Source organism: Enterobacter sp. 6722112, from assembly GCF_058661685.1.
In genome coordinates this window covers 4581848-4607179 of record NZ_JBZWGR010000007.1, presented here as the reverse complement: position 1 = coordinate 4607179, position 25332 = coordinate 4581848, and the positions used below count along the sequence as shown (strand labels likewise).

Annotated in this window: 23 protein-coding genes and 4 tRNA genes; 8 read left to right on the top strand and 19 right to left on the bottom strand. The window is 57.0% G+C overall.

Translation table 11 applies throughout. From position 1 onward, the window contains the following. Positions 1-40 precede the first annotated feature (40 nt). On the bottom strand, positions 41-841 hold the full coding sequence (yigL, locus tag AC4OVU_RS23540; protein WP_015570001.1) for a sugar/pyridoxal phosphate phosphatase YigL: 801 nt from the start codon (positions 839-841) through the stop codon (positions 41-43). 31 nt (positions 842-872) lie between these two features. Then, positions 873-1865 (bottom strand): lysophospholipase L2, encoded by a 993-nt coding sequence (pldB, locus tag AC4OVU_RS23535; RefSeq protein ID WP_015570002.1) that lies wholly within the window; start codon positions 1863-1865, stop codon positions 873-875. Between the two features lie 111 nt (positions 1866-1976). Between pldB and rhtB the strand changes: the two genes are divergently transcribed. Beyond that, positions 1977-2597 (top strand): homoserine/homoserine lactone efflux protein, encoded by a 621-nt coding sequence (gene rhtB / locus AC4OVU_RS23530; RefSeq protein WP_110292247.1) that lies wholly within the window; start codon positions 1977-1979, stop codon positions 2595-2597. Here rhtB and rhtC read toward each other — a convergent pair. The 3 genes from rhtC to pldA form a co-directional block, all read right to left on the bottom strand. Further along, positions 2594-3214, bottom strand: coding sequence for a threonine export protein RhtC (rhtC, locus tag AC4OVU_RS23525; protein ID WP_006179256.1), 621 nt, complete (start codon positions 3212-3214; stop codon positions 2594-2596). The genes rhtB and rhtC overlap by 4 nt on opposite strands. A gap of 61 nt (positions 3215-3275) precedes the next feature. Continuing rightward, a complete protein-coding gene (gene recQ / locus AC4OVU_RS23520) occupies positions 3276-5105 on the bottom strand; it encodes an ATP-dependent DNA helicase RecQ (protein WP_032620661.1) in 1830 nt (609 codons plus the stop codon). Positions 5106-5195: 90 nt separating this feature from the next. After that, on the bottom strand, positions 5196-6065 hold the full coding sequence (gene pldA / locus AC4OVU_RS23515; protein WP_110292248.1) for a phospholipase A: 870 nt from the start codon (positions 6063-6065) through the stop codon (positions 5196-5198). Positions 6066-6225: 160 nt separating this feature from the next. Here pldA and yigI point away from each other — a divergent pair, with 160 nt between their 5' ends. Continuing rightward, entirely contained in the window at positions 6226-6693 is a 468-nt protein-coding gene (yigI, locus tag AC4OVU_RS23510) for an acyl-CoA thioesterase YigI (RefSeq protein WP_006812366.1), read from the top strand. A 51-nt stretch (positions 6694-6744) separates the two neighbouring features. Further along, positions 6745-7641 carry an EamA family transporter RarD gene (gene rarD, locus AC4OVU_RS23505; protein ID WP_017694744.1) on the top strand — a complete coding sequence of 299 codons (897 nt, stop codon included), beginning with the start codon at positions 6745-6747 and terminating at the stop codon, positions 7639-7641. Between the two features lie 516 nt (positions 7642-8157). On the opposite strand, the gene corA is transcribed toward rarD, so the two are convergent. The 8 genes from corA to lptM all read right to left on the bottom strand — a co-directional run bounded on the left by corA (position 8158) and on the right by lptM (position 15089). Further along, positions 8158-9108, bottom strand: a complete 951-nt coding sequence (gene corA / locus AC4OVU_RS23500) for a magnesium/cobalt transporter CorA (RefSeq protein ID WP_003860807.1) — start codon at positions 9106-9108, stop codon at positions 8158-8160. Between the two features lie 150 nt (positions 9109-9258). Next, positions 9259-9315: a YsgD/CorL family protein gene (gene ysgD, locus AC4OVU_RS23495; RefSeq protein WP_212743980.1), complete on the bottom strand. Its 57-nt coding sequence runs from the start codon at positions 9313-9315 to the stop codon at positions 9259-9261. A 149-nt stretch (positions 9316-9464) separates the two neighbouring features. Further along, a complete protein-coding gene (uvrD, locus tag AC4OVU_RS23490) occupies positions 9465-11627 on the bottom strand; it encodes a DNA helicase II (RefSeq protein ID WP_017383586.1) in 2163 nt (720 codons plus the stop codon). 79 nt (positions 11628-11706) lie between these two features. Beyond that, the gene (yigB, locus tag AC4OVU_RS23485; protein WP_017383587.1) at positions 11707-12423 is read right to left on the bottom strand and encodes a 5-amino-6-(5-phospho-D-ribitylamino)uracil phosphatase YigB; all 717 of its coding nucleotides are present in this window, start codon (positions 12421-12423) and stop codon (positions 11707-11709) included. Then, the gene (gene xerC, locus AC4OVU_RS23480) at positions 12423-13325 is read right to left on the bottom strand and encodes a tyrosine recombinase XerC (protein ID WP_015570006.1); all 903 of its coding nucleotides are present in this window, start codon (positions 13323-13325) and stop codon (positions 12423-12425) included. Before xerC ends, yigB begins: the two co-directional genes overlap by 1 nt. Then, the gene (locus AC4OVU_RS23475) at positions 13322-14029 is read right to left on the bottom strand and encodes a DUF484 domain-containing protein (protein ID WP_023295731.1); all 708 of its coding nucleotides are present in this window, start codon (positions 14027-14029) and stop codon (positions 13322-13324) included. Before AC4OVU_RS23475 ends, xerC begins: the two co-directional genes overlap by 4 nt. Then, entirely contained in the window at positions 14026-14850 is an 825-nt protein-coding gene (gene dapF / locus AC4OVU_RS23470) for a diaminopimelate epimerase (RefSeq protein ID WP_023295730.1), read from the bottom strand. The genes AC4OVU_RS23475 and dapF overlap by 4 nt, the downstream gene beginning before the upstream one ends. 35 nt (positions 14851-14885) lie before the next feature. Beyond that, positions 14886-15089: an LPS translocon maturation chaperone LptM gene (gene lptM / locus AC4OVU_RS23465; RefSeq protein ID WP_003860815.1), complete on the bottom strand. Its 204-nt coding sequence runs from the start codon at positions 15087-15089 to the stop codon at positions 14886-14888. Between the two features lie 135 nt (positions 15090-15224). Here lptM and cyaY point away from each other — a divergent pair, with 135 nt between their 5' ends. Continuing rightward, a complete protein-coding gene (cyaY, locus tag AC4OVU_RS23460) occupies positions 15225-15545 on the top strand; it encodes an iron donor protein CyaY (RefSeq protein WP_110292348.1) in 321 nt (106 codons plus the stop codon). A gap of 279 nt (positions 15546-15824) precedes the next feature. Here cyaY and cyaA read toward each other — a convergent pair whose 3' ends face one another. Then, the gene (gene cyaA / locus AC4OVU_RS23455; protein ID WP_017383591.1) at positions 15825-18368 is read right to left on the bottom strand and encodes a class I adenylate cyclase; all 2544 of its coding nucleotides are present in this window, start codon (positions 18366-18368) and stop codon (positions 15825-15827) included. Between the two features lie 350 nt (positions 18369-18718). Here cyaA and hemC point away from each other — a divergent pair, with 350 nt between their 5' ends. The 4 genes from hemC to hemY are packed head-to-tail and all read left to right on the top strand — an operon-like array spanning position 18719 to position 22813. Next, positions 18719-19660, top strand: a complete 942-nt coding sequence (gene hemC / locus AC4OVU_RS23450) for a hydroxymethylbilane synthase (RefSeq protein ID WP_017383592.1) — start codon at positions 18719-18721, stop codon at positions 19658-19660. Then, positions 19657-20397, top strand: a complete 741-nt coding sequence (gene hemD / locus AC4OVU_RS23445) for a uroporphyrinogen-III synthase (protein WP_017383593.1) — start codon at positions 19657-19659, stop codon at positions 20395-20397. The genes hemC and hemD overlap by 4 nt, the downstream gene beginning before the upstream one ends. 20 nt (positions 20398-20417) lie before the next feature. Further along, positions 20418-21611, top strand: coding sequence for a uroporphyrinogen-III C-methyltransferase (gene hemX / locus AC4OVU_RS23440; RefSeq protein WP_110293033.1), 1194 nt, complete (start codon positions 20418-20420; stop codon positions 21609-21611). 2 nt (positions 21612-21613) lie between these two features. After that, a complete protein-coding gene (gene hemY / locus AC4OVU_RS23435) occupies positions 21614-22813 on the top strand; it encodes a protoheme IX biogenesis protein HemY (protein WP_026080629.1) in 1200 nt (399 codons plus the stop codon). A 537-nt stretch (positions 22814-23350) separates the two neighbouring features. Here the strand turns inward: hemY and AC4OVU_RS23430 are convergent. From AC4OVU_RS23430 to thrP, 5 genes are all read right to left on the bottom strand, one after another. Further along, a tRNA-Pro gene (locus AC4OVU_RS23430) sits at positions 23351-23427 on the bottom strand. Positions 23428-23471: 44 nt separating this feature from the next. Next, a tRNA-Leu gene (locus AC4OVU_RS23425) sits at positions 23472-23558 on the bottom strand. A gap of 21 nt (positions 23559-23579) precedes the next feature. After that, a tRNA-His gene (locus tag AC4OVU_RS23420) sits at positions 23580-23655 on the bottom strand. 67 nt (positions 23656-23722) lie between these two features. Then, positions 23723-23799, bottom strand: a tRNA-Arg gene (locus AC4OVU_RS23415). 102 nt (positions 23800-23901) lie between these two features. Further along, the gene (thrP, locus tag AC4OVU_RS23410; protein ID WP_017693946.1) at positions 23902-25287 is read right to left on the bottom strand and encodes a bifunctional threonine/serine APC transporter ThrP; all 1386 of its coding nucleotides are present in this window, start codon (positions 25285-25287) and stop codon (positions 23902-23904) included. Positions 25288-25332 lie beyond the last annotated feature (45 nt).

Here is a 25332-nt window from a genome sequence, read left to right as displayed (position 1 = left end):
TCTTTAGTTGACATCTGAACAATAAACAATCAATTGAAGATTATTCAAGGAACAGTTTGCGCAGATACTTAGGCACGGCGTTATCGCCGTTGGTGCCGATCACTTCCAGCTCCGGGTGCAGATCTTTCAGGCGCTGGTGCGCGTTCTGCATGATGCAGCCTTTACCCGCCATGGAGAGCATCTCGGCATCGTTCATGCCATCGCCAAAGGCGATACAGTCTTTCAGATCAAAGCCCAGCCGTTTCGCTACCGCTTCCAGCGCGTGACCTTTGGACACCCCGCCCGCCATCACTTCCAGACAGGTCAGCGTGGAGAAGCTCACGTTCACGCGGTCGCCCCAGCGGGCGTTGATCGCCTGCTCCAGCGGCAGTAACTCCTCATGATTTACACAGGTGAAGAATACCTTGCTGATCCCTTCCGGCTCCAGCAGACCCGGCTCGTACAGTGAGTACTGGAATACGGCTTCCTTGAAGAAGCGCATCTCTTCCGGGCGATGGCGGTTCATAAACCACTCGTCGTCACGGTAAACGTTAGTCACGATATCCGGGTTGTTATGCACAATGCCGAACAAATCGGTGGCGATGTCACGATCGAGATTATGGGTAAAAATCAGGTTGCCGTCCGTGTCATGTACGCGCGCACCGTTAGAGGTGATCATGTACGACTTGATCTCCAGGTTATCGCGGATCTGTCCCACGTCCACGTGGTGGCGACCGGTGGCGAACACAAAGTTCACGCCACGGGCAGTCAGGAGTTTTAGGGTCTCTTTCGCATAAGGCGACAGGGTGTGGTCGGGGGAAAGCAGCGTGCCATCTAAATCAGATGCAACAACCTGGTACATAGGGATTTCAACCTCTGGTGGAAAACAATAATCAGTTATGCCTGTTGAAAAATTCAACAATGGCGTTGAGCGCGACTGAGCGCATAGCGTCCTTTTCAAAAAGGATCTCATGGTACGCACCGTTGATGACCAGCGGTTTACCCCCTTCACAGGGATGGCCCGCAGCGGCGCGAAGTTCACAATAGCGGTCATGCATGCGGTTATCCACCACACGCTCTTCTTCCGCCTGGATCAGGAGCGTCGGCGTGTCATCATCGCCTACGCCCGCCAGCACCTGCTCACCGGCATGAATACCTTCCCGCACCCAGTGCCAGGTGGGGCCGCCGACCCGCAGACGCGGTTCATCGGCATAAAAACGCAGGTTGCGGCGATAACGCTGTCGGCTGTGGGTTAACACGTTGATGGCAAACGGCAATGCCCGCCAGCGTCCTGTTCCGATGGCATAGCCTTCTCGAATGCGCTGATGGCCCTCAGCCCAGTCGAGAAGATGGCGCACCATCCAGTCAGGAAAACGTATCACAATGCCGTACATCGGCGCGGTCAGCGCAATGGCGTCACACTGGTGCTTATGGCGCTGCAAAAACAACGTCGAGATCGCCCCCCCCATGGAGTGGGCAAGAATATAACGCTTGCGCCACGGTCCGGGCTGCACTTCCTGCTGCCAGAACGCGGCCAGATCGTCGACGTAATCGCTGAAGTTATCCACGTGGCCGCGATGGGTATCCGGCAACATCCTGCCAGAAAGCCCCTGCCCGCGATGGTCGATAATTAACACATCAAAGCCCAGATGGAACAGGTCATACGCCAGCTCGGCATATTTGATATAGCTTTCGATGCGCCCGGGGCAGACCACAATCACCCGGTCATTTTTTTCATCACGGAAACGAACGAAGCGTACCGGGATTTCCCCGACGCCCATAAACTCATCTTCCTCACGCTGGCGCCAGAAATCGGTCAGCGGCCCCATGGAGAAAGCAGCAAATGCGTTTTCTCGTGTTTCCCAGTCCTTTTTCTGCTGAAACATTGGGTTTCCACCCCCCGTAATTCAGGGAATATCGTTTTTTTCGTCACCGGTCACAAAATGACTCAACAATAGCGTATTGTGGCATAAAAACAGACGATCCGGGAGTTTCAAATGACCTTCGAATGGTGGTTCGCCTACCTGCTGACATCCATCATCCTCAGCCTTTCACCTGGCTCGGGCGCAATCAACACCATGACCACCTCCATTAATCACGGCTATCGCGGCGCGGCGGCGTCAATCGCCGGTTTACAGACCGGGCTTGGCATTCATATTGTGCTGGTGGGGATTGGTCTGGGCACGCTGTTCTCCCGTTCGGTGCTGGCCTTCGAGGTGCTGAAATGGGCTGGCGCAGCGTATCTTATCTGGCTAGGTATTCAGCAGTGGCGCGCCGCAGGCTCGATTGATCTGCATACGCTCTCCCGGACGCAAACACGCGGCCACCTGTTTAAACGCGCGGTGTTCGTTAACCTGACCAACCCGAAAAGCATCGTGTTCCTCGCCGCCCTGTTCCCGCAGTTTATCGTGCCGCATCAGCCACAGGTGATGCAGTACGTGGTGCTGGGCGCGACCACCATTATTGTCGATATCATTGTGATGATTGGTTACGTGACGCTGGCGCAGCGAATTGCGGCGTGGATCAAAGGGCCTAAACAGATGAAGGCCCTGAACAAAGTCTTTGGTTCGCTGTTTATGCTGGTTGGCGCGCTGCTTGCGTCAGCGCGTCATGCTTAGCGAGAAATGATGAGATGAATGCCGAAGCCGGCGAACAGCGCGCCGGCAAAGCCGTCGATCCACTTCGCGATGCGCTGGTAGCCGCGACGCATCGCCGGTAAGGCAAACAGGCTTGCCACAACGGTAAACCAGGCGAACGTCTCAACAACGATCAGCAGAAAGATCCCCCAGCGCGCGCCCGCGCCGACGTTATCCCCTACAAACAGCGAGAACACAGAGCCGAAGTAGATAATCGCTTTCGGGTTCGCCAGGTTGGTCAGCAGCCCTTTCACAAAGCTACGGCCGCCCGTTGCCAGCTCAACCTTTGGCTCTTCCGGCTTTTTCTCTTCTTTCTTCAGCGCCCCGCGCAGCATCTGGTAGCCCATCCAGCACAGGTAAAGACCGCCGCCGACCATGATGATGTTATGCAGCCACGCCATTTTCGCCAGGATCAGGTTCAGACCGAGCAGCGCAACCGCCGCCCAGACCATGACGCCCATGGTAATACCGAGCACACCCATCATTGCCTCTTTGCGGGAGCGGCTGACGGCCGTTTGTGACACGAAGAAAAAGTCAGGGCCAGGGCTCATCAGCGCCACGATGTGCACTAACGCCACGGTGAGAAATAGCATTAACATAATTAGCTCGCGGGGAAATAATGTAGTGAGTCACCATCCTGGCACTTTTTCGCCCGGCTGACTACTCCTCGTCATCACCGTCGGCGTGAGAGCGGATGAGCGCCATAAACTCTTTCCCGAAGCGCTCCAGCTTACGCGTGCCAACGCCGTTGACGCTGAGCATCTCGCTGGCGCTGAGCGGCATTTGTTCGGCCATCTCGATAAGCGTCGCGTCGTTGAACACCACGTATGGCGGGATGTTCTCTTCATCCGCAATGGCTTTACGCAGCTTACGCAGCTTGGCGAACAGCTTGCGATCGTAGTTACCGCCGTAGGATTTCTGCATCACGCGCGGCTTCAGGGCGACGACGCGCGGAACGGCGAGCTTCAGTTCAACCTCGCCACGCAGGACCGGTCGCGCCGCTTCGGTCAGCTGAAGCGCAGAGTGCTGGGCAATGTTCTGCGTGGCAAAGCCGAGATGAATCAGCTGGCGGATGATACTCACCCAGTGCTCGTGGCTCTGGTCTTTCCCGATGCCATAAACCGGCAGCTTGTCGTGACCCATATCGCGGATACGCTGGTTGTTAGCCCCGCGCAGCACTTCAACGACGTAGCCCATCCCGAAGCGCTGGTTCACGCGTCCGATAGTCGAGAGCGCTTTGCGCGCGTCCATCAGGCCATCGTACTGCTTCGGCGGGTCGAGGCAGATATCGCAGTTGCCGCACGGTGCCTGACGCCCTTCACCAAAGTAGTTGAGCAGCACCAGACGGCGGCAGGTTTGCGCTTCGGCGAAGGCCCCCATCGCGTTAAGCTTGTGGCGTTCGATATCCTGCAACTGCCCCTGCGGTTTCTCCTCGAGACAGCGGCGCAGCCACGCCATATCCGCCGGATCGTAAAACAGCATCGCTTCCGCAGGCAGGCCGTCACGCCCGGCGCGGCCGGTTTCCTGATAGTAGGATTCGATATTGCGCGGAATGTCGAAATGCACCACAAAGCGCACGTTGGGCTTGTTGATCCCCATCCCGAACGCCACCGTTGCGACCACGATTTGCAGGTCGTCGCGCTGGAATTTCTCCTGCACGTCGGCGCGGATATGGTTCTCCAGCCCGGCGTGATAGGCCGCGGCGCTAAAGCCACGGTTTTGCAGACGCGCGGCGGTGTCTTCCACCTTCGCCCGGCTGTTGCAGTAGATGATGCCGGACTTTCCGCGCTGCTCCTGCACGTAGCGTAAGAGCTGATCCAGCGGCTTGAACTTCTCCATCAGCATATAGCGGATGTTCGGGCGGTCGAAGCTGCTGACCTGAATATACGGGTCGTTCAGCCCCAGCAGGCGAACGATGTCCTGACGCGTGGTGTCGTCCGCCGTAGCGGTAAGCGCCATAAACGGCAGTTCGGGGAAGCGCTGACGAAGCTGGCCAAGAGCGGCGTATTCCGGGCGGAAATCGTGCCCCCACTGGGAGATACAGTGCGCTTCATCCACCGCCAGCAGCACCGGATTCCAGTGCGCCAGATGATCGAGGAAGTTGTCCAGCATCAGGCGTTCTGGCGCGATATACAGCAGGCGGATCTGCCCGGTGCGGCACCCGGTCATTACCTCTTGCTGTTGCTCGCGGGTCTGCGTCGAGTTCAGGCAGGCCGCCGCCACGCCGTTGGCAAGCAGCTGGTCGACCTGGTCTTTCATCAGGGAAATAAGGGGCGATACCACGACCGTCAGGCCATTAAGCACCAGCGCGGGCACCTGATAGCAGAGCGATTTTCCGCCGCCGGTTGGCATGACCACCAGGCAATCGCGGCCTTCCAGCACGGTTTCAATGATGGTTTCCTGGCCAGGGCGGAACTGCTGGTAGCCAAAGGTTTCCTGCAAAACCTGTTTAGCCAGCGATTCCTGATTCAATACTTCCGCCTGCGCCACGTTAACCCCATATGCCAGAAATGAAACAGGCGCTATTTTCAGCGCCTGAGAGAGAAACTTCAACGTTTAACGCAAAAACATTCGAGCAGCTTAGAAAATATCGTTCAGCATGACGCCCACACCGACGCGGGTCTGATTGAAATTGTAGTCGATCAGCGATTCGCCATACCCGCTATACACCTGAGTATAAAGACGAACGTGTTTCGTTACCGGGTAGCTCAGGCCCAGCTCTGCACCGCCGTAGCCAGTATTCCAGTTGTACTGGCCTTTGGCGCTCAGCACCGCGTCACCCAGCTGATAGCCCACTTTAAGCTGATAGTAGCCCATATATTTGGTGATATCCGGGTTGTCATCGGTGCTGCCCACCACGTACCACGGCTTCACTTCCACCAAGAAATTGCCGTTCTGCGCCATCAGACGCGTATAGATGCGGTTCCAGCTGCGTGAGGTTGGGTCGGAACGACCGTTAGAATCGTGGTTATAGCCCACCTCCACGTCTCGCAGCGTCCAGCCTGCAAACTCATAATCGGTGGCGAAACCGAGGAACAGCTGCGGTTCATAGTTGGTTTCGCGGAACGGTGAAGATTCCCCGCTGTTGGAGAGCTGCCACCATGACTTCTGCGTGTAAGACGCGCCAAGCACCGAGTTCGGCCCCAGGATGCCGCGCCAGAACGGGAAGGCGAGGCTGAGCTGGAACTTCACCTCATCTTTACGCGCATTATCAGACCAGTTATAGGAGCTTATCGCCTCTTTGTTGAGATCGCTGGTCTGGGTGTAGATCACGTAGTTTGTATCATAAGGGTACAGCGTGAACGGATTGTCATGCTCCTGAAGCATATTGGCGATGATGCTGCCCTTAACGGCAGGTTTATCATGCACCTCTTTGATCGTCGCTTCCTGCGCATATGCTGTGAGGGGCAGCGCAACCGCCGCCAGTAACCAACCCAGATACGTCCGCATCGGTGGTGTTCTCCTGAAATGGTGACATTTAATGAATAGTTTTGTCCGGGCATTCTACAGACTTCTGCGATAACTTCCGCTTCCTCGTTTCTTAAAGTGGCATTCCTTTATCCCGAAGCATAAAATCAACATTTTGTTAACAACAAGGATGCCACGTCAGATGTCAGCCACACTCACCGCCGAAGAAACCTTAAAGCTCGTGGGCGAGATTTTTGTGTACCACATGCCATTCAACCGTGCACTGGGTCTTGAGCTGGAGCGATACGAAAAAGACTTCGCTCAGCTGAGTTTCAATAATCAGCCAATGATGGTCGGTAACTGGGCGCAAAGCATTTTGCACGGCGGGGTCATTGCCTCCGCGCTGGACGTGGCGGCCGGTCTGGTGTGCGTGGGCAGCACGCTGACGCGCCATGACACCATCAACGAAGATGAGTTACGCCAGCGCCTGTCGCGCATGGGCACCATCGATTTACGCGTCGACTATCTGCGTCCGGGACGCGGAAACCGCTTCACCTGCACCAGCAGCCTGCTGCGCGCCGGGAATAAAGTTGCCGTCGCCCGCGTTGAGCTGCATAACGAGGAGCAGGTTTATATCGCCAGCGCAACCGCCACTTATATGGTGGGTTGAGACGGCAAATTCGGGTAAAATTACTTCACTTTTTTGTAACGGATTTTCCCGATGGATGCTAAACAGACGCGGCAGGGCGTTTTACTCGCCCTTGCCGCTTATTTTATTTGGGGTATCGCACCGGCGTACTTCAAACTTATCGCCTATGTCCCGGCGGACGAGATCCTCACTCACCGCGTCATCTGGTCCTTTTTCTTCATGATTGCGCTGATGAGTATCAGCCGTCAGTGGTCAGGCGTCAAAACGCTGCTGAAAACCCCGAAGAAGGTCTTCCTGCTCGCTCTCTCTGCGGTGCTGATTGGCGGAAACTGGCTGCTGTTTATCTGGGCGGTGAATAACCATCACATGCTCGAAGCCAGCCTGGGCTACTTTATTAACCCGCTGGTCAATATTTTGCTGGGGATGATTTTCCTTGGTGAGCGCTTTCGCCGGATGCAGTGGGTGGCGGTGATTCTGGCCTTCTGCGGCGTGCTGGTACAGCTGTGGACCTTCGGCTCACTGCCGGTTATCGCCCTGGGGCTGGCGTTCAGCTTTGCCTTCTACGGCCTGGTGCGTAAAAAAATTGCCGTGGAAGCGCAGACGGGAATGCTATTTGAAACCCTGTGGCTGCTGCCTGTCGCCGCGATCTACCTGTTCGGTATTGCCGACAGCGCTACCAGCCACATGGGCAGCAACCCATGGTCGCTGAACCTGATGCTGATGGCCGCGGGCGTGGTCACGACGATCCCCCTGCTGTGCTTTACCGGCGCGGCAACGCGTCTGCGCCTCTCCACGCTGGGCTTCTTCCAGTACATTGGCCCCACGCTGATGTTCCTGCTGGCGGTGGTGTTTTACGGCGAGGTGCCGGGTGCGGATAAGATGGTGACGTTCGCCTTTATCTGGGTGGCGCTGGCCATCTTTGTTGCAGATGCGATTTATACCCAGCGCAGGGTGCGCAAAGGGCTGTGATGTTGCCCTCACCCTAACCCTCTCCCACAGGGGAGAGGGTTCCCCAGTAATTTGAAAGCAAAAGCGATAACGTTGCCTCAGAATAACTGAGGGCTTTCAGCGATGCCTCGGTCCGGCTGTAAATCGCTGAGGCGTTTCCTGTAGGCCGGGGCGAGGCGCAGGGATGCGCCGAGAGGGCGGGCTTTACAGGGATGTTACCTCCTCCCGTCCCCGATAAGCCGGAAGGAATAAGCCGAAGGCACCGCGAAGCGGCGATTTTCCGCCGGAAGCCCGGGTCGCCAGGGTGGTGGCGACTGAGCCACCCTGGCACGTTCACCGGTCATGTCGTGACAGAGTAGCAAGGAACATAAAGTGAACGGAATGACCACCAGAGCCGTATGTTCCCCCTCACCCCAGCCCTCTCCCTCAAGGGAGAGGGGGCCGTCTGTGCAGGCATTATTTTGTGGGGAACCCTCTCCCACAGGGAGAGGGAATTCGATCGTAGGGCGGGTAAGCGCAGCGCCACCCGCCAGATTTTTACAGCCAGTTCTTCCGCTTAAAGTACAGATACGGCGCCAGCCCGGCGAGGATCATAAAGATAATCGCCCCCGGGTAGCCAAAGCTCCACTTCAGCTCCGGCATAAACTCGAAGTTCATCCCGTAGCTGGACGCCACCAGCGTCGGCGGCAGGAACACCACGGACACCACCGAGAAGATCTTGATGATGCGGTTCTGCTCGATGTTGATAAAGCCCATCGCCGCCTGCATCAGGAAGTTGACCTTCTGGAACAGGGATTCGTTGTGCGGCAGCAGGGATTCGATATCGCGTAAGATCTCACGCGCCTGCTCCAGCTGACCGCCCGGCAGACGCGCCTTGCGCACCAGGAAGTTCAGCGCGCGCTGGGTATCCATCAGACACAAACGCACCTTCCAGCCGATATCTTCCAGCTCAGCCAGCGTGGACAACGCTTCGTCGTACTCATCGCCCTGATGGCCTTCCATGATCACGCGGCTCAGCTTTTCCAGGTCGCTGTAGATGTTTTCGATTTCATCCGCCAGCTGTTCGATTTTGGTTTCGAACAGATCCAGCAGCAGCTCATAAGCGTTGCCGTCCATCATCGCCTGGCTGCGGGCACGCATACGGTAGAGACGAAACGCAGGCAGTTCGCGCTCGCGCAGGGTGAACAGGCGGCCATCGCGGATGGTAAACGCCACGGTAGAGTTCCCCGCGTGGTCTTCGGCATCTTCGAAAAAGAAGAAGGAGTGAATGTGCAGGCCGTCTTCGTCTTCAAAAAAACGGGCGGATGCTTCGATGTCTTCCAGTTCCGGGCGTGTCGCCAGGCTTTGCCCCAGTTCAGATTGTACGCGAAGGCGCTCATCGTCGTCCGGCTCGACCAGATCCACCCATACGGCATCAATGAGGGGCTGTGACTCTTCGGCTTCAAGCCGAGTCAGTCGGTTATTTTCGAGTTGAAATGCGCTCAACATGACCGGGACTCCCAATGCAAAAAATATCGGACAGTTCGGTGGGCACACAGAAACAAATTGGGTTTCAGACCATTAAACAGCCTGACTCAGCGCGACGGGAATGATGCAGTCGCTGACAACCACTAAGGCCATCAGCAAGAGGAGATAGCCTTAGGAGTTGTTCCTGGATGACAGGGAATTGAGCCAGTATCTACTGGGTGTGTCCAAGGCGAATGTCCTCTTAGCGTAATCGTGCGCGCATGTTACGCCAGCAATAACTGTGGCGTCAACACGCAACGGAACGCTGAAGGGCATTAATTGACCTTCAACGTATAAGGCTAGCAGATTATTACAAAATAGTGATATTTTTCTGAAAGTTACACACTTTCCAGCTTGGCATAGGCTGCCACCAGCCATTTGATCCCCTGCCCCTGGAACGCTACCTGCAAACGGCTGTGCTCGCCGCTGCCTTCCAGGTTGACGATGGTGCCTTCGCCAAACTTCGAGTGGCGCACGCGCTGGCCCAGCTTGTAACCGGTGTCGGTTTCAGAGATCGGCGAGCCCATACGCTGATGGCTGACCGGACGGCTGATGCTGGCGCGCAGGCGCACCTCTTCCACACACTCTTCCGGCAGTTCGCCGATAAAGCGCGACGGACGGTGATACACCTCTTTCCCGTACAGGCGGCGGGTTTCCGCGTAGGTCAGGGTCAGTTTCTGCATCGCACGGGTCACGCCCACGTAGGCCAGACGACGCTCCTCTTCCAGACGCCCGCCTTCATCCAGCGACATCTGGCTCGGGAACATCCCCTCTTCCATCCCGACGATGAACACCTGCGGGAACTCCAGACCTTTTGCGGAGTGCAGGGTCATCAGCTGAACCGCATCCTGCCAGGTATCGGCCTGCCCTTCACCCGCCTCCAGCGCGGCGTGAGAGAGGAATGCCTGCAACGGCATCAGGTCTTCGTCTTCTTCGTTGTAGCTGAACTGGCGCGTTGCCGTCACCAGTTCCTCTAAGTTCTCAATACGGGTCTGGCCCTTCTCGCCTTTTTCCTGCTCGTACATGGTGCGCAAGCCGGAATCTTTGATCACCCGGTCGGTCTGGACGTGCAGCGGCATGTCGGCCGTTTCCTGCGCCAGCGCGTCGATTAACTCCAGGAAGCGCTGCAATGCGCTGGCGGCGCGCCCGGCAAGGGCTTTTTCCTGTAACAGCTCGCGGCACGCCTGCCACAACGTGAGCTGACGATCGCGCGAGGCCTGACGCACCACGTCCAGCGTACGATCGCCGATGCCGCGCGTCGGCGTGTTCACCACGCGCTCAAACGCCGCATCGTCGTTACGGTTGGCAATCAGACGCAAATACGAGAGCGCATCTTTGATCTCCTGACGTTCGAAGAAGCGCATACCGCCATAAATGCGGTACGGCATGCTCACCTGCAACAGCGCCTCTTCCAGCACGCGCGACTGGGCGTTGCTGCGATAGAGAATGGCACACTGCTCCAGCGCGCCGCCGTTCTCCTGCCAGGTTTTAATGCGGTTCACCACGAAGCGGGCTTCGTCGAGCTCGTTGAAGGCGCAGTAAATCGAAATCGGTTCGCCGTCGACGCCATCGGTCCACAGCTTTTTACCCAGGCGCCCGTTGTTGTTCTCAATCAGGGCGTTGGCCGCGCTCAGAATGTTGCTGGTAGAACGGTAGTTCTGCTCCAGACGGATGGTTTGCGCGCCGGGGAAATCGTTGAGGAAGCGCTGGATGTTCTCCACCTGCGCGCCGCGCCAGCCGTAGATAGACTGATCGTCATCGCCTACGATCATCACCTTGCCGGTATCCCCGGCCAGCAGGCGGATCCAGGCGTACTGGATGTTGTTGGTATCCTGGAATTCGTCCACCAGGATGTTGGTAAAGCGTTCACGGTAGTGTTGCAGGATATGCGGTTTGTTCAGCCACAGCTCGTGGGCGCGCAGCAGCAGCTCGGCGAAATCCACCAGACCGGCGCGATCGCACGCTTCCTGATAGGCCTTGTAGACGTTCTGCCAGGTCTGCTCGACCGGGTTACCGAAGCTCTGAATATGATGCGGACGCAGCCCTTCGTCTTTCTGACCGTTGATGTACCACATCGCCTGACGCGGCGGCCACTGCTTCTCATCGAGGTTCATCGCCTTGATCAGGCGTTTCAGCAAGCGCAGCTGATCTTCGCTGTCGAGGATCTGGAAATCCTGCGGCAGGTTAGCGTCCATATGGTGCGCGCGCAGCAGACGGTGCGCCAGGCCGTGGAAGGTGCCAACCCACATGCCGCCCTGGCTGGTGCCCATCAGCTGCGCGATACGGTGGCGCATCTCCGCCGCCGCCTTGTTGGTGAACGTCACGGCCATAATCGAGTACGGCGAGCAGTTCTCCACGCTCTGTAGCCAGGCGATACGGTGAACCAGCACGCGCGTCTTACCACTGCCCGCTCCAGCCAGTACCAGCAGGTTTGTACGCGAGGCGGCAACCGCGTCACGCTGTTTATCATTAAGGCTGTCGAGCAGGTAAGAAACGTCCATTGGCACCGTCACGTCATGTCGGGCAGGCAAATGTTTCCATTCGCCAAAACCCTGTTAATTTATACAGAACAATTGATGATTATATCAGCGTCGTGAGGGATGCCAACCGTGAAATTTCCACGTGCGGCAGAAGACGGCTATCCGGGGTAGTCATCAGATCGGCATTTTCCGGCTTGATCCAGCAGGCCTGCATGCCGCAGCGGATCGCCCCGGCGACGTCCGTGGTCAGGTCGTCGCCCACGTGCAGGATCTCACCGAGCGGCAAATCCAGTTTTTCCGCTGCCAGATGATACATATCGTTGAACGGCTTCGAGCGTCCGTGCGGGCCCGCGCGCAGCACGAACTGAAAATAGTTCCCCAGACCAAACAGTTCAGGCTGAGCGTTGCCGTTGGTGATGGCCACCAGCGGCCACTTTTCGGCGAGCTTCGCCAGCGTGTCGTGGGTCTCCTGCGGCACGTCGATCCGACTGCGCCATTTGGCGAAGTTTTCCATGGCCGCTTCGGCCCCCGTGGCCGCATCCTGCGCGCTCAGGCCGGCGTTGAGCATCGCCTGCTCAACCGCACGGCGGCGCCATTCGGTCACGTCGTGGTAAATCTCCGGTTCGGTTTCCCGCAGGGACTGACGCAGCTGCTGGAAGTCTTTGTTCTGCATCGCTTTCAGCGCAGGATGGTAGTTCTGCACAAACGCCAGCGACTCCTGCTCGGTACGCAGGATCACCGGGCGGTTATCGTAAAGAGTGTCATCAAGGTCAAACGTCAGGGCTGATATCTGACCGAGTGGGCGGTAAAAACGCATTATTTCCCCCGTTTGGCGCGTGGATGCGCCGCGTCATACACCGAGGCAAGGTGTTGGAAGTCTAAGTGGGTATAGATTTGGGTGGTCGACAGATTCGCGTGACCAAGCAGCTCCTGTACGCCGCGCAGGTCGCCGCTTGATTCCAGCATGTGCGTCGCAAAGGAGTGGCGCAGCTTGTGGGGGTGAACGTGGCTGTTCAGCCCCTGCTTAATGCCCCACTCCGCAAAGCGCTTCTGCACGTTACGCGCCGAGATCCGCTTGCCGAGTTTCGACAGGAACAGCGCATCTTCGTCGGCGCCAAACAGCCCGCGAAGGTCCAGCCAGTGCTCAATCCAGGAGACCGCGTTGCGGCCGATCGGCAGGCGGCGCTCTTTGCTGCCCTTGCCCATCACCCACACCTCGCCGGATTCCAGATCGAGGTGCTTTAAGTCGAGGTTCACCAGCTCAGAGAGACGCAGGCCCGCGCCGTACATCACCTCCAGCATCGCGCGGTCGCGCACGGCCAGCGGATCGTTAAGATCGATATCCAGCAGGCGGTTTACGTCGTCGACGTCGATATTTTTCGGCAGATGACGCGGGGCTTTCGGCGTGGCGATCCCTTTTGCCGGGTTGGCTTTCAGACCGCCCTGACTGACCAGCCAGTCGAAGAAACTGCGCAGGGCAGAGAGCCGGAGCGCCAGGCTCGCCGGGCTGAGATTTTTTTTACGGCTACGCACGACGAACCCGCGTACCGTGGCGGCGTCACATTGTTGCCAGCTTTTCAGGCCGATTTCATCGGCAATCTGCATGATGGCATCAAGCTGACGCTGATAGTTGAGCAGCGTAATAGGGCTGAGCTGGCGTTCTACGCCCAGATAGCGCAGAAAGCGGTTGACGTCAGTGGCGAGCAGTCCGTCCGTCATACGCGCTCAATCCAGCGCTCCAGCAGCTCAGGCAGCATCAGGGCGATCTCCTGCAACAGTTGCGTGCCCTGCCCCTGTTCATAATGATGCGCGTCGCGGCTGGTAAATAACATCACGCCCAGGTCACCATCGCGCCCCATCAGCGACATCGCCACCGAGCCGATAGCTTTGGCTTCCGGCAGCACCACCAGCAGTTCTGGCCCGTTAAGCGGCCCCAGATAGTGGTGCTCATGGCCCAGACGCTGAATGCGCAGCGGCTCAAACGCCTGACGGCTCAGCGCCAGATGGGTAAACCCGGACGGCGCGCCAATGCGCCAGCGGTCAGGGAAGAGACGGATCGTCGCGCCTGCCAGCCCCAGCTCGCGCGCCCAGCGGTGGAAGCGGTTGAGGAACTCTTCTAGACTGTGCGCGGAAGCCAGACGCGCCTGAAGGTGCAGTAGACGGTAGAACAGGCTTTCGTTATTGCTGGCCTGCTCCATCAGCAGCGTCATGTTCTCTTCGAGCTGATTGATGTGGTTGCGCGAGCGCGCCATGTGCCATTCAACCAGCGACACGGTCTCGCGAACCGGATGCGGCACGCGCATCCGTTCGACGACGCGTGCATTGCGGATAAAAAACTCAGGATTGTGCAGCAGGTAATCCACAACAGCGCTGTCGTCCAGCTCCGTTACAGGTTCCCGCAGTTCTTCCCCTGGTTGCTTCATAGATGGATAAACCCGTCATAAACATGTGTCGCCGGGCCAGTCATGTACAGTGGATGACCCGCTCCTTTCCAGGCGATATCAAGACGTCCGCCCGGTAATTCCACGCGAACCTCTTCTGCCAGTAACCCCTGTGAGATACCGACGGCCACCGCCGCACAGGCACCGCTTCCGCAGGCCTGGGTTTCGCCCGCGCCGCGCTCGTAAACCCGCAGGCGAATGTGTTCACGCTTCACCACCTGCATGAAACCGATGTTCGCCCGCTCCGGGAAGCGCTCGTGGCTTTCCAGCACCGGGCCGAGCGTTTCAACCGCCGCGGTTTGCACATCATCCACCTGAATCACGCAGTGCGGGTTACCCATTGAGACGACGCCGCACAATACTGTCTGCTCGGCGGCACGCATAATATAGGTCTTTTCCGCTTTGTTGGCGCGAAACGGCACGGCAGAGGGGTCGAAGTTTGGCTCGCCCATGTTCACGCGCACCAGTTCGTCGTCGGTGACGCTGAGCACCATCCGGCCGTTGGCGGTGCTGACGCGGATATCGCGCTTGTTGGTCAGCCCTTTCAGCCGAACAAAGCGGGCAAAACAGCGCGCGCCGTTGCCGCACTGGGAAACTTCGCTGCCGTCGGCGTTAAAAATGCGGTAGTGAAAGTCCAGGTCAGGATCGTAAGGCGGCTCCACCACCAGCAGCTGGTCAAACCCCACGCCCATGTGTCGATCCGCCAGGCGACGGATCAATTCCGGGGAGAAAAAGACATTCTGCGTTACCGCGTCGACGACCATAAAGTCGTTGCCAAGGCCATGCATTTTAGAGAACTGCATCATTTGCTCCATTGCGCGGGTACAGAACGTAATTGTCAGAGATTGACCTGAGTCGGGCCGCCGTTATTGCCGCGATCGTTGGTATCCGGCGTAGATGACTCGATACCACTTTGCACCGGTTTTGTCGGCGGTGGTGCGTTTTTATCCTCTGGCGGGAAGTACAGTGGTCCCTTCAGTCCACAGCCGGTCAGGCTAAACAGAGTGACAAGAACGACAAGCGTTCGGAAGACGTTTTTCATGTAGAGGTTGCCCGTAAGTTCAAATCTGTTTCTATCATCGCAGGAGAAGACACAAAAGCAAGAGTTTGCCGCTTTCCTGCAACGGGAATTATTTAGCGTTATACTGCCGCCATCACGAAAAACAGGAATAAAACCATGAACGACAGTGAATTTCATCGCCTTGCCGATACCCTGTGGATGACCATCGAAGAGCGTATCGACGACTGGGACGGCGACAGCGATATCGATTGTGAAATCAACGGCGGGATCCTGACCTTAAGCTTCGAAAACGGCAGCAAGATTATTATTAACCGTCAGGAGCCGCTTCACCAGGTGTGGCTGGCGGCGAAACAGGGCGGCTATCACTTTGATCTGAAAGGTGACGAGTGGATCTGCGATCGCAGCGCCGAAACGTTCTGGGATCTGCTGGAGCAGGCGGCGACGGCGCAGGCAGGCGAGGACGTGAGTTTCAGGTAGTTGCGTTGCCCGGTGGCGGCTACGCCTTACCGGGCCTACAACGGCTCGAACCGTAGGACGGGTAAGCGTTAGCGCCACCCGGCAACAGCGGCTCGGACCGTAGGCCGGGTAAGCGTTAGCGCCACCCGGCAACAGCGGCTCAAACCGTAGGCCGGGTAAGCGTTAGCGCCACCCGGCAACAGCGGCTCAAACCGTAGGCCGGGTAAGCGTTAGCGCCACCCGGCAACAGCGGCTCAAACCGTAGGCCGGGTAAGCGTCAGCGCCACCCGGCGAAAAGCCTCAGGAAAAATACTGCTGCAACAGCGGCGCAGTTTCCTGGTTAGCGGGCGCCGCCGGGGTAATCGCCTGCGTACGGAACGGGATCACCTGCGCTCGCCCATCCACATTCACAATCTGGTAGAACTGCGGCAGGTTGAAGTTGATAAAGCTTGAGCCGTAGGTAAAGCGATCGTGCGAGGACGAATAGAAGCGGCTGACGTCGCGCACCAGCTCCTCTTTGCTGCCTTCGCAGTGGTGATACACCTCGGCACGGTTGGTTTCATCCAGAATGTAGATGTTAAACCCGGCGTTATCGCCCGACTCTTCGAAGAAGAACTGAATAATCCCTTCACTCGCAAAGCCATCCACCACCTGCGGCAGCTTAACGTGATTGGTTTCCACCTGAACCGACAGGCCATGCAGTTTGTTGTGTGAAATCGCGCCGTAGAATTCAATGGCGTTTTCCAGCTTCTGCACCGACACGTTCAGGCGCTCAAAGAACAGCCCCCAGGTCTGGCCGGAGACGCGTAGCGCTTTAAAGCGCCCGGTTTCCTGTCGGGTGCTGGAGAGACGCAGTTCGATGCACTCAGACACCAGCTGCTGAACGCGGGTACGAATCAGGCCGCGCAGGTGCTGACTGTAGCAGAACACCTCCACGCTGTCCGGCGGCGCGGCGTCCTGGTGCATCTTGCCGAGGATCGTTTTCAGCGCCTCGATCATCGCCTGCTCGCCGTTAAAGTGCAGGGTACGCACTTCGTTCCACGAGTTGCGGTACAGCAGATCCACGCTGCCCACCAGGCAGTTTTGCTGCTCGCCAAAGCTAAAGACGTCCAGCTTGCGGAAGTCAAAGTGAACGACCTGATTGCGGAAGGCCGCCGTCGGGTCGTATTCCAGGTTGACGATGATCGCCAGATGGCGAATCTCACACGGGCTGTAGAGCGCTTTTGGCGTCGGCGCAGGCAGACGCAGCGGGAAGTGGTGCGAGACATCCGCCACCATCTCCTGCAACTTGGCTAAATCGACCACCTCGTTGCCTTTGATAAACAACCGGGTACGTGAGGTGAGAAGGCCGTTAAACCAGGCCCAGGCCACCAGCTTGTTCAGGTAGCGGTTATATTCCAGCGGCTGATGGCTGATGATCGAATCCATGCTTGGCGCACGGTTGTACAGATACCACCCGGTGCGGTTCGCGCGGCCCGGCGGCACGTAGATAAAGGTCAGATTCGGTTCAGACAGGTCAGGCGAAATCTGTGGGTTAACCAGCGTTACCTTGCCCGGCAACGCTTCAAACGCGGCGTACAGTTTGCGGGTCAGCACCCCGATATCCTGTGGGCTGGCAGAAACGCTAAGGTTGTTACGGCGGGCAAAGCGGATCAGGTTGCGGTAGCTCTGCATCATCGCATCAAGCAGTTCGTTGTGCGCCTCACGCACCTGATCGATCTTCCAGTTGGCGCGGTTGTCGAGCATGGCGAGACGCTCTTCGTCCCATCCCCACTCTTTGACTAACTGGCTGACGACTTCACGACGCCAGCCCACGCAGGCGCGTTCGCGGCTCAGTTTTTCACAGACTTTGAGATAGAAACATCGACGCACCAGGTCAAGACGCGTGGCGTCCTCAATGGCTGTCAGGTATTCGGTGACGCGTTCCAGCATCATGCAGTAGGCATCAAGACCGTAGGAGACGATCTCCCCGTCGTGCAGACGCTGTTTAATATCTTTCGCCAGCAGGCGCGGCGTGGGGTATTCCCAGGAGTAGGCTTCCAGCAGCAGGGTTTTCAGCACCGCTTTGTACGGTGAATCAATGCTCTTATAAAGCTGCCAGAGGCTTGCGCCAAAGTACTCTTCGGCGGACAGGGAGCTCAGGCCGCCCAGATCCAGCCACTCGTTTGGCGTCAGAACGCCCTGCGAGTAAAGCGACATGACGTAGTCGTCATAATTCTCTTCTTCATCGCACGGCACCATATTCCACAGAATACGTTTCCCGGCCAGGCGAACGGCAGTACGGTAAAACTCATCCAGCAACAGGATGTGCTGAGTCGAGCCGCAGTCTTCACCACCCAGACTGCCGCTTTCGTTATGGCGGAAACGGTTTTCATCAATCAGGAAGAAGCTCACTTCCACGCCGAGCGACGCCGCCCAGCTCTCCAGCAGGCTGCATTTACGCTGCAACAGCTGGCGCTCTTCATTGTCGAGCCAGGACTGATGGCAGACCCAGATATCCAGGTCAGAAGAGCAACTTTGCCCAACCGATGACGTGCTGCCCATGGAGTAAACCCCGGTAATCGGCAGCTCGCCTTTCGGCGAATCCTGCGGCGGCATACCACGGTAGAGTTCAAGTTCAGTCAGGTAATGCTGTTGGGTTTCATCAGGCGTGAAGAGGCAAATGCCCTGGGGAACGTTACCATCAAGGTAACCCGGCATCAGCGGATGGTGATAGTGCAACAATGTTGGCAGTAGACTGTATACCTGCTGGAAAGCAGGGCCCATGGCAGCAAGCGCGCGATCCACACGCAATTGATTGATGGCATCCAGTCTCTGTTTCAGAGTCTCAATATAGAGGTACAAGACGTATCGCCTGATGTTTCCGGGTGTCGCACGCCAGTCAGAACACAAAAAGCAGCGGACCCGCAGTATTTCAAAAAATAACCGTTACCCTTTTTTCGCCTTTTGCTTTTCTGGTGGTACAGACGAAAAAATGGTCTAAAACGTGATCAATTTAACACCTTGCCGGTTGACCGTAAAGAAAGATGCGCTACATACAAGTGTAGCATCGTTCTTGACGTGTAAATTCCTGAATACGGCGATGGCTGACGAGTACGCCGCCCTGTCCCTCTCACTCTTCATCAACCGTAAAACTGCCATCCGAGTGTCAACAATGTTAGGATGGTTAGCGATTGATAATGACGGTAACAAGCATGTTAGACAATGTTTTGAGAATTGCCACACGCCAAAGTCCTCTTGCACTCTGGCAGGCACATTATGTTAAGCAGCGCCTGGAAGCCTGCCACACCGGATTACGCGTTGAGCTGGTGCCAATGGTCACACGTGGCGATGTCATTCTGGATACGCCGCTGGCCAAAGTGGGCGGAAAAGGTCTGTTTGTCAAAGAGCTGGAGCTGGCATTGCTTGAGAACCGCGCCGATATCGCCGTGCATTCGATGAAGGATGTGCCCGTTGAGTTCCCGGAAGGGCTGGGGCTGGTGACCATCTGCGAGCGCGAGGATCCGCGCGATGCGTTTGTCTCTAATCGCTATGACTCGCTCGATGCGTTGCCGGCAGGCAGCGTGGTCGGCACGTCAAGTTTACGCCGCCAGTGTCAGCTGGCTGAACGTCGCCCGGATCTGGTGATCCGTTCGCTGCGCGGGAACGTCGGCACACGCCTTGGCAAGCTGGATAACGGCGACTACGATGCCATTATTCTTGCGGTTGCGGGCCTGAAACGCCTGGGGCTGGAAGAACGCATTCGCGTCGCGTTGCCGCCGGAGCTGTCGCTGCCCGCCGTCGGCCAGGGTGCCGTCGGCATTGAGTGTCGTCTGGTTGATGCGCGCACTCAGGCACTGCTCGCGCCGCTGAATCATGACGATACCGCCGTTCGCGTAAAAGCCGAGCGCGCGATGAATACTCGCCTCGAAGGAGGCTGTCAGGTGCCAATTGGCAGCTATGCTGAATTAACTGACGGTGAGCTGTGGTTGCGTGCGCTGGTTGGCGCGCCGGACGGCTCACAGATGGTTCGCGGTGAACGTCGCGGCAAGCCGCAAGATGCCGAGGCGCTTGGCGTATCGCTGGCGGAAGAGCTGCTGAATAACGGCGCGCGTGAAATTCTGGCTGAGGTCTATAACGGAGAGCCCCCTGCATGAGCATACTTGTCACCCGCCCTTCTCCCGCAGGAGAGCAGTTAGTGAGCCGTCTGCGCGCACTGGGGCAGGTGGCCTGGAGTTTTCCGCTGATTGAATTCTCCCCCGGTCGCGAGCTGCCTGAGCTCGCTGACCAGATGCGTCTCTTACAGGAAGGCGATCTGCTCTTTGCGCTGTCGCAGCATGCCGTGGAGTTTGCCCATGCGCAGCTGCAACAGCATGCCGTTAGCTGGCCTCACGCCCCCCGCTATTTCGCCATCGGGCGCACCACGGCGCTGGCCTTACATACCGCGAGCGGAATCGATGTTCGTTACCCGTTAGATCGGGAAATCAGCGAAGTCTTGCTACAATTACCTGAATTACAAACCATTGCCGGAAAGCGCGCGCTCATTTTGCGCGGCAACGGTGGCCGCGAACTGCTGGGCGAAACGCTGCGCGAACGCGGCGCAGACGTGACGTTTGTGGAGTGCTATCAGCGCTGTGCGAAACACTATGATGGCGCGGAAGAAGCAATGCGCTGGCACGCGCGCGGCATTAATACGCTAGTGGTGACCAGCGGTGAAATGTTACAACAGCTTTGGTCGCTGATTCCGCTTTGGTATCGCGAAAACTGGTTACTCCGCTGTCGGCTTCTGGTCGTCAGTGAGCGTCTGGCGAACCACGCCCGGGAACTGGGCTGGCAGGATATTCGGATCGCTGAAAACGCCGACAACGATGCGCTGCTGCGCGCATTACAATAACTCTCAAATGGGAAGCCATAATGACGGAACACGAAAAATCCTCCGCCGTGGTTGAAGAGACCAGGGAGACTGTGGACACCACGTCACAGCCAGAGACGACAGACACAACCGTTGAGAAGAAAAACGGCAGCAATAAAACCAGCCTCACGCTGAGCGTGATTGCCATCGCGATTGCGCTGGCCGCAGGCGTGGGTCTCTACGGACTGGTGAAGAAACAAGGCACCAATCAGACGGCCACCAGCGACGCGCTGGTTAACCAAATCACTGCCCTACAGAAAGCGCAGGAGGCGCAAAAAGCTGAGCTGGAAGGCGTGATCAAACAGCAGGCTGCCGCCCTCGCCGACGCGAACAGCAAACGTGAAGAGTTGACCAAACAGCTGAGCGAAGTGCAGGAAAAAGTCGCCACAATTTCGGGAACCGATGCCAAAACCTGGCTACTTTCACAGGCCGATTTTCTGGTGAAACTGGCCGGGCGCAAGCTCTGGAGCGATCAGGATGTCACCACCGCCGCCGCGCTGCTGAAAAGCGCCGACGCAAGCCTGACGGACATGAACGATCCGAGCCTCATCAACGCTCGCCGCGCTATTACGGAAGATATCGCCAGCCTGTCCGCGGTTTCTCAGGTCGATTACGATGGTATCATCCTTAAGGTAAATCAGCTCTCCAACCAGATTGATAACCTTCAGCTGGCCGATAACAACGACGATGACTCCCCGATGGATTCTGACGGCACCGAGCTGTCCAGCTCCCTGAGCGAATGGCGTATCAACCTGCAAAAGAGCTGGCAGAACTTTATGGACAGCTTTATTACCATTCGCCGCCGCGATGAAACTGCCGTGCCGCTGCTGGCGCCGAACCAGGACGTCTATCTGCGCGAAAACATTCGTTCCCGCCTGCTGGTGGCTGCCCAGGCCGTACCGCGTCACCAGGAAGAGACCTACAAACAGGCGCTGGATAACGTTTCAACCTGGGTACGTGCTTACTACGATACCAATGACGCAACCACGACCGCGTTCCTTGAGGATATCGACAAGCTGAGCCAGCAAAACATCACCATGAACGTGCCGGACAAGCTGGAAAGCCAGCCGATTCTGGAGAAGCTCATGCAGACGCGCGTGCGTAACCTGCTGGCCCAGCCGGGCGTTCCGGCAGAGCGTCCGGCTGAAGCACCTGCCGCCGCGCCAGCGCCTGAAAGCGCGCCGCAAGGAGAGTAATGATGCTAAAAGTCTTCTTACTCTTCATCCTGCTGATCGCCGGGATTGTACTGGGGCCGATGCTCGCGGGTCACCAGGGTTATGTATTGATCCAGACCGATAACTACAATATCGAAACCAGCGTAACAGGGCTGGTAATTATTCTGATCCTGGGTGTGGTCGTTCTGCTGGCAGTGGAGTGGCTCCTGCGTCGTATTTTCCGTACCGGCGTACATACGCGCGGCTGGTTCGTTGGCCGTAAGCGCCGTCGCGCCCGCAAGCAGACCGAGCAAGCGTTGCTGAAGCTGGCCGAAGGCGACTATCAGCAGGTTGAAAAGCTGATGTCGAAAAATGCCGACCATGCAGAACAGCCGGTTGTTAACTATCTGCTGGCCGCTGAGGCGGCGCAACAGCGAGGCGATGAGGCCCGCGCCAATCAGCATCTTGAACGCGCGTCTGAGCTCTCTACTAAAGATCCGATTCCGGTTGAGATCACCCGCGTTCGTCTGCAACTGGCGCGCAATGAAAACCATGCCGCTCGTCACGGCGTTGACCGTCTGCTGGAAATTACCCCTCGTCATCCGGAAGTGCTGCGTCTTGCTGAGCAGGCATATATTCGGACCGGCGCCTGGGGCTCGCTGCTGGACATTATCCCTTCCATGGCGAAAGCCGACGTGGGCGATGATGAACATCGTGATGAACTTCAGCGTCTGGCCTGGATTGGCCTGATGGATCAGGCGCGCGCCGATCTCGGCAGCGACGGCCTGAAAACCTGGTGGAAAAACCAGAGCCGTAAAACGCGCCAGCAGGTTCCTCTTCAGGTGGCGATGGCAGAACATCTGATTGAGTGTGACGACCATGACACCGCGCAGGAGATCCTCCTCGACGGTCTCAAGCGACAGTATGATGACCGCCTGGTGATGGTCATCCCGCGTCTGAAAACCAACAATCCGGAACAAATTGAAAAAGCACTGCGCCAGCAGATCAAAACCGTGGGCGATCGTCCGCTGCTGTGGAGTACGCTGGGCCAGTCTCTGATGAAACACGGCGAGTGGCAGGAGGCAAGTCTCGCCTTCCGCGCCGCGCTGAAGCAACGTCCGGACGCATTTGATTACGCCTGGCTTGCTGATTCGCTGGACAAGCAGCATAAGCCGGAAGAGGCCGCAGCTATGCGCCGTGATGGGCTGTTATTGACGTTGCAAAATAACGGAACGCAGCAGTAATTAACAGGAGGCCAGATGGCCTCCTTTTTTACGCCCATAAAAAAACGCCTGCTATAAAAGCAGGCGTTAAAACAGGTCTGTAAGACAACATATTTGGTGCTTCACTCAACGTTGTGTCCATGGTGTCTGATGAGGCCGAAGCGACATCTGTCAGTGGACGATAAGCACCGTAAACGGCTCTGCGTCATTCCTGAGTTTATGAGGCCTTAAGGCGAACATAAGAGATGGAATGAGCATCTACACGCATATTATTGCATGTAATGTGCCAGGTTTACACGCAGAACTTTTACATCGCGCAACATTTTAAGATAAAAGGAAATTATGCTGTTAAGAACCGCCTGAAGCCATACAACATCGCGCTGAAGGCGGCGATATGTCGTCACCAGGAGACAGGTTAAGAGGTAAAATAATAAATTCTTTAATATTAACGGGTTATATGTCGCTGAATCGCGACAAGGATATAGAGTGTTGTCGGGGAAAGGCTACAGGATAAAAAACGCAGAAAACAAAAAACCCCGCCGAAGCGGGGTTCAAAATTGGTCGGCGAGAGAGGATTCGAACCTCCGACCCACTGGTCCCAAACCAGTTGCGCTACCAAGCTGCGCTACTCGCCGATGTACTGCTTTTTTGAATTTTTAGTTCAACTCATTAAAAGTCGTGGTGCGAGGGGGGGGACTTGAACCCCCACGTCCGTAAGAACACTAACACCTGAAGCTAGCGCGTCTACCAATTCCGCCACCTTCGCAATTCACAACTCTTTCAATAATGGGGTGGCTAATGGGATTCGAACCCACGACAACTGGAATCACAATCCAGGGCTCTACCAACTGAGCTATAGCCACCACTGTATTCTTTCACGCGGTTCTGACTACTTCTCAGACCACCGCAGCTCTAGCGCCGGGACTAAAATGGCGCGCCCGACAGGATTCGAACCTGAGACCTCTGCCTCCGGAGGGCAGCGCTCTATCCAGCTGAGCTACGGGCGCTTAGCGCCGTTGCGGGGCTGGATATTACGTACCTCCGTCCCCGCTGTCTAGTGCTTTTTTGAAAAAAATGCGCGTTTGGTTATGGTTTGCACATTTTGCCGCTTATTCCTCCACTTTATGGGCGGAGCCACGGCGACCCAGGCCAAAAAGTTTATATGCAGCTGTGACGGCAGCCAGGAAGATCATCCCGACAAACAGCGACATGCGGGTATCTTCATTAAAGTACATTCCAATTAATACGCAAATCAGGAACGCCATCGTCAAATAGTTCGCATACGGGAACAGAATGGAGCGGAACGGATGGCTGGCGATCGCTTTTTTGTGCGCCTGTCGGAAACGCAGCTGGCTAATCAAAATGACAAACCACGGTACCATTCCCGGCAGCACGCTGGCGCTATAGACATAAACAAACACGCGCTGCGGATTCGGGATGATGTAGTTCAGGCAAGAGCCAATCAGCAGAATCACAATCGACACCGCTACGCCCGCCACCGGTACACCCACGCGGGAGACTTTACCCATCACCGCCGGCAGCTGTTTGTTTTGCGAGAGCGCGTAAAGCATACGCCCGCAGCTGTACATCCCGCTGTTACAGCCGGAGAGCGCCGCCGTCAGCACCACAAAGTTGATAATGGCGGCCGCCGCCGTGATGCCAATCTTAGCGAAGGTTAAGACAAACGGGCTGCCGGTGGTGCCGATCTCGTTCCATGGGAAAATGGTCACGATAACGAAGATCGCGCCCACATAGAAAATCAGGATACGCCACAGCACCTTGCCTACCGCGCTACGCAGCGTGACCTGCGGGTTTTTCGCCTCACCTGCGGTAATGCCGATCAGCTCAACGCCCTGATAAGAGGCGACAACGATACAGAGTGCGGTCAGGAAGCCTTTCCAGCCGCCGGCAAAGAAGCCGCCGTGTCCGGTCAGGTTACCGAAACCAATCGCGTGCCCGCCGTTACCGAAACCAAAGAAGATGACACCCAGACCCACAACAATCATCACGATAATGGTGGTGACTTTGATCATCGCAAACCAGAACTCGATTTCACCGTAAAGGCGAACGGCGGCAAGGTTCGCCAGCGCCACAAGCCCTACGGCGATGAGCGCGGGTATCCACTGGGCCATCTCCGGGAACCAGAACTGCACGTAGACCCCGATGGCGGTGATCTCCGAAATCCCGACGGCCATCCACATAAACCAGTACGACCAGGCCGTGAGATAGCCAAAGAACGGGCTCATATAACGGTGGGCGTAAACGGCGAAAGAGCCCGTTACCGGCTCCAGAAACAACATTTCGCCCATTGAGCGCATGATGAAGAAGACGAACAGCCCGGCAATAATATACGCCAGCAGGACGGAAGGCCCCGCCCATTTCAGCGTGCTTGCCGAGCCCATAAACAGGCCAACGCCGATAGTCCCGCCCAGCGCGATCAATTCAATATGTCGAGCTTCCAGCCCACGCTGAAGCTCCGGTTTTTTCTCTGCCATAAATCCTCGGTTGTGTTTGCTGTTTCCCGACTTATTGCCGGGTAT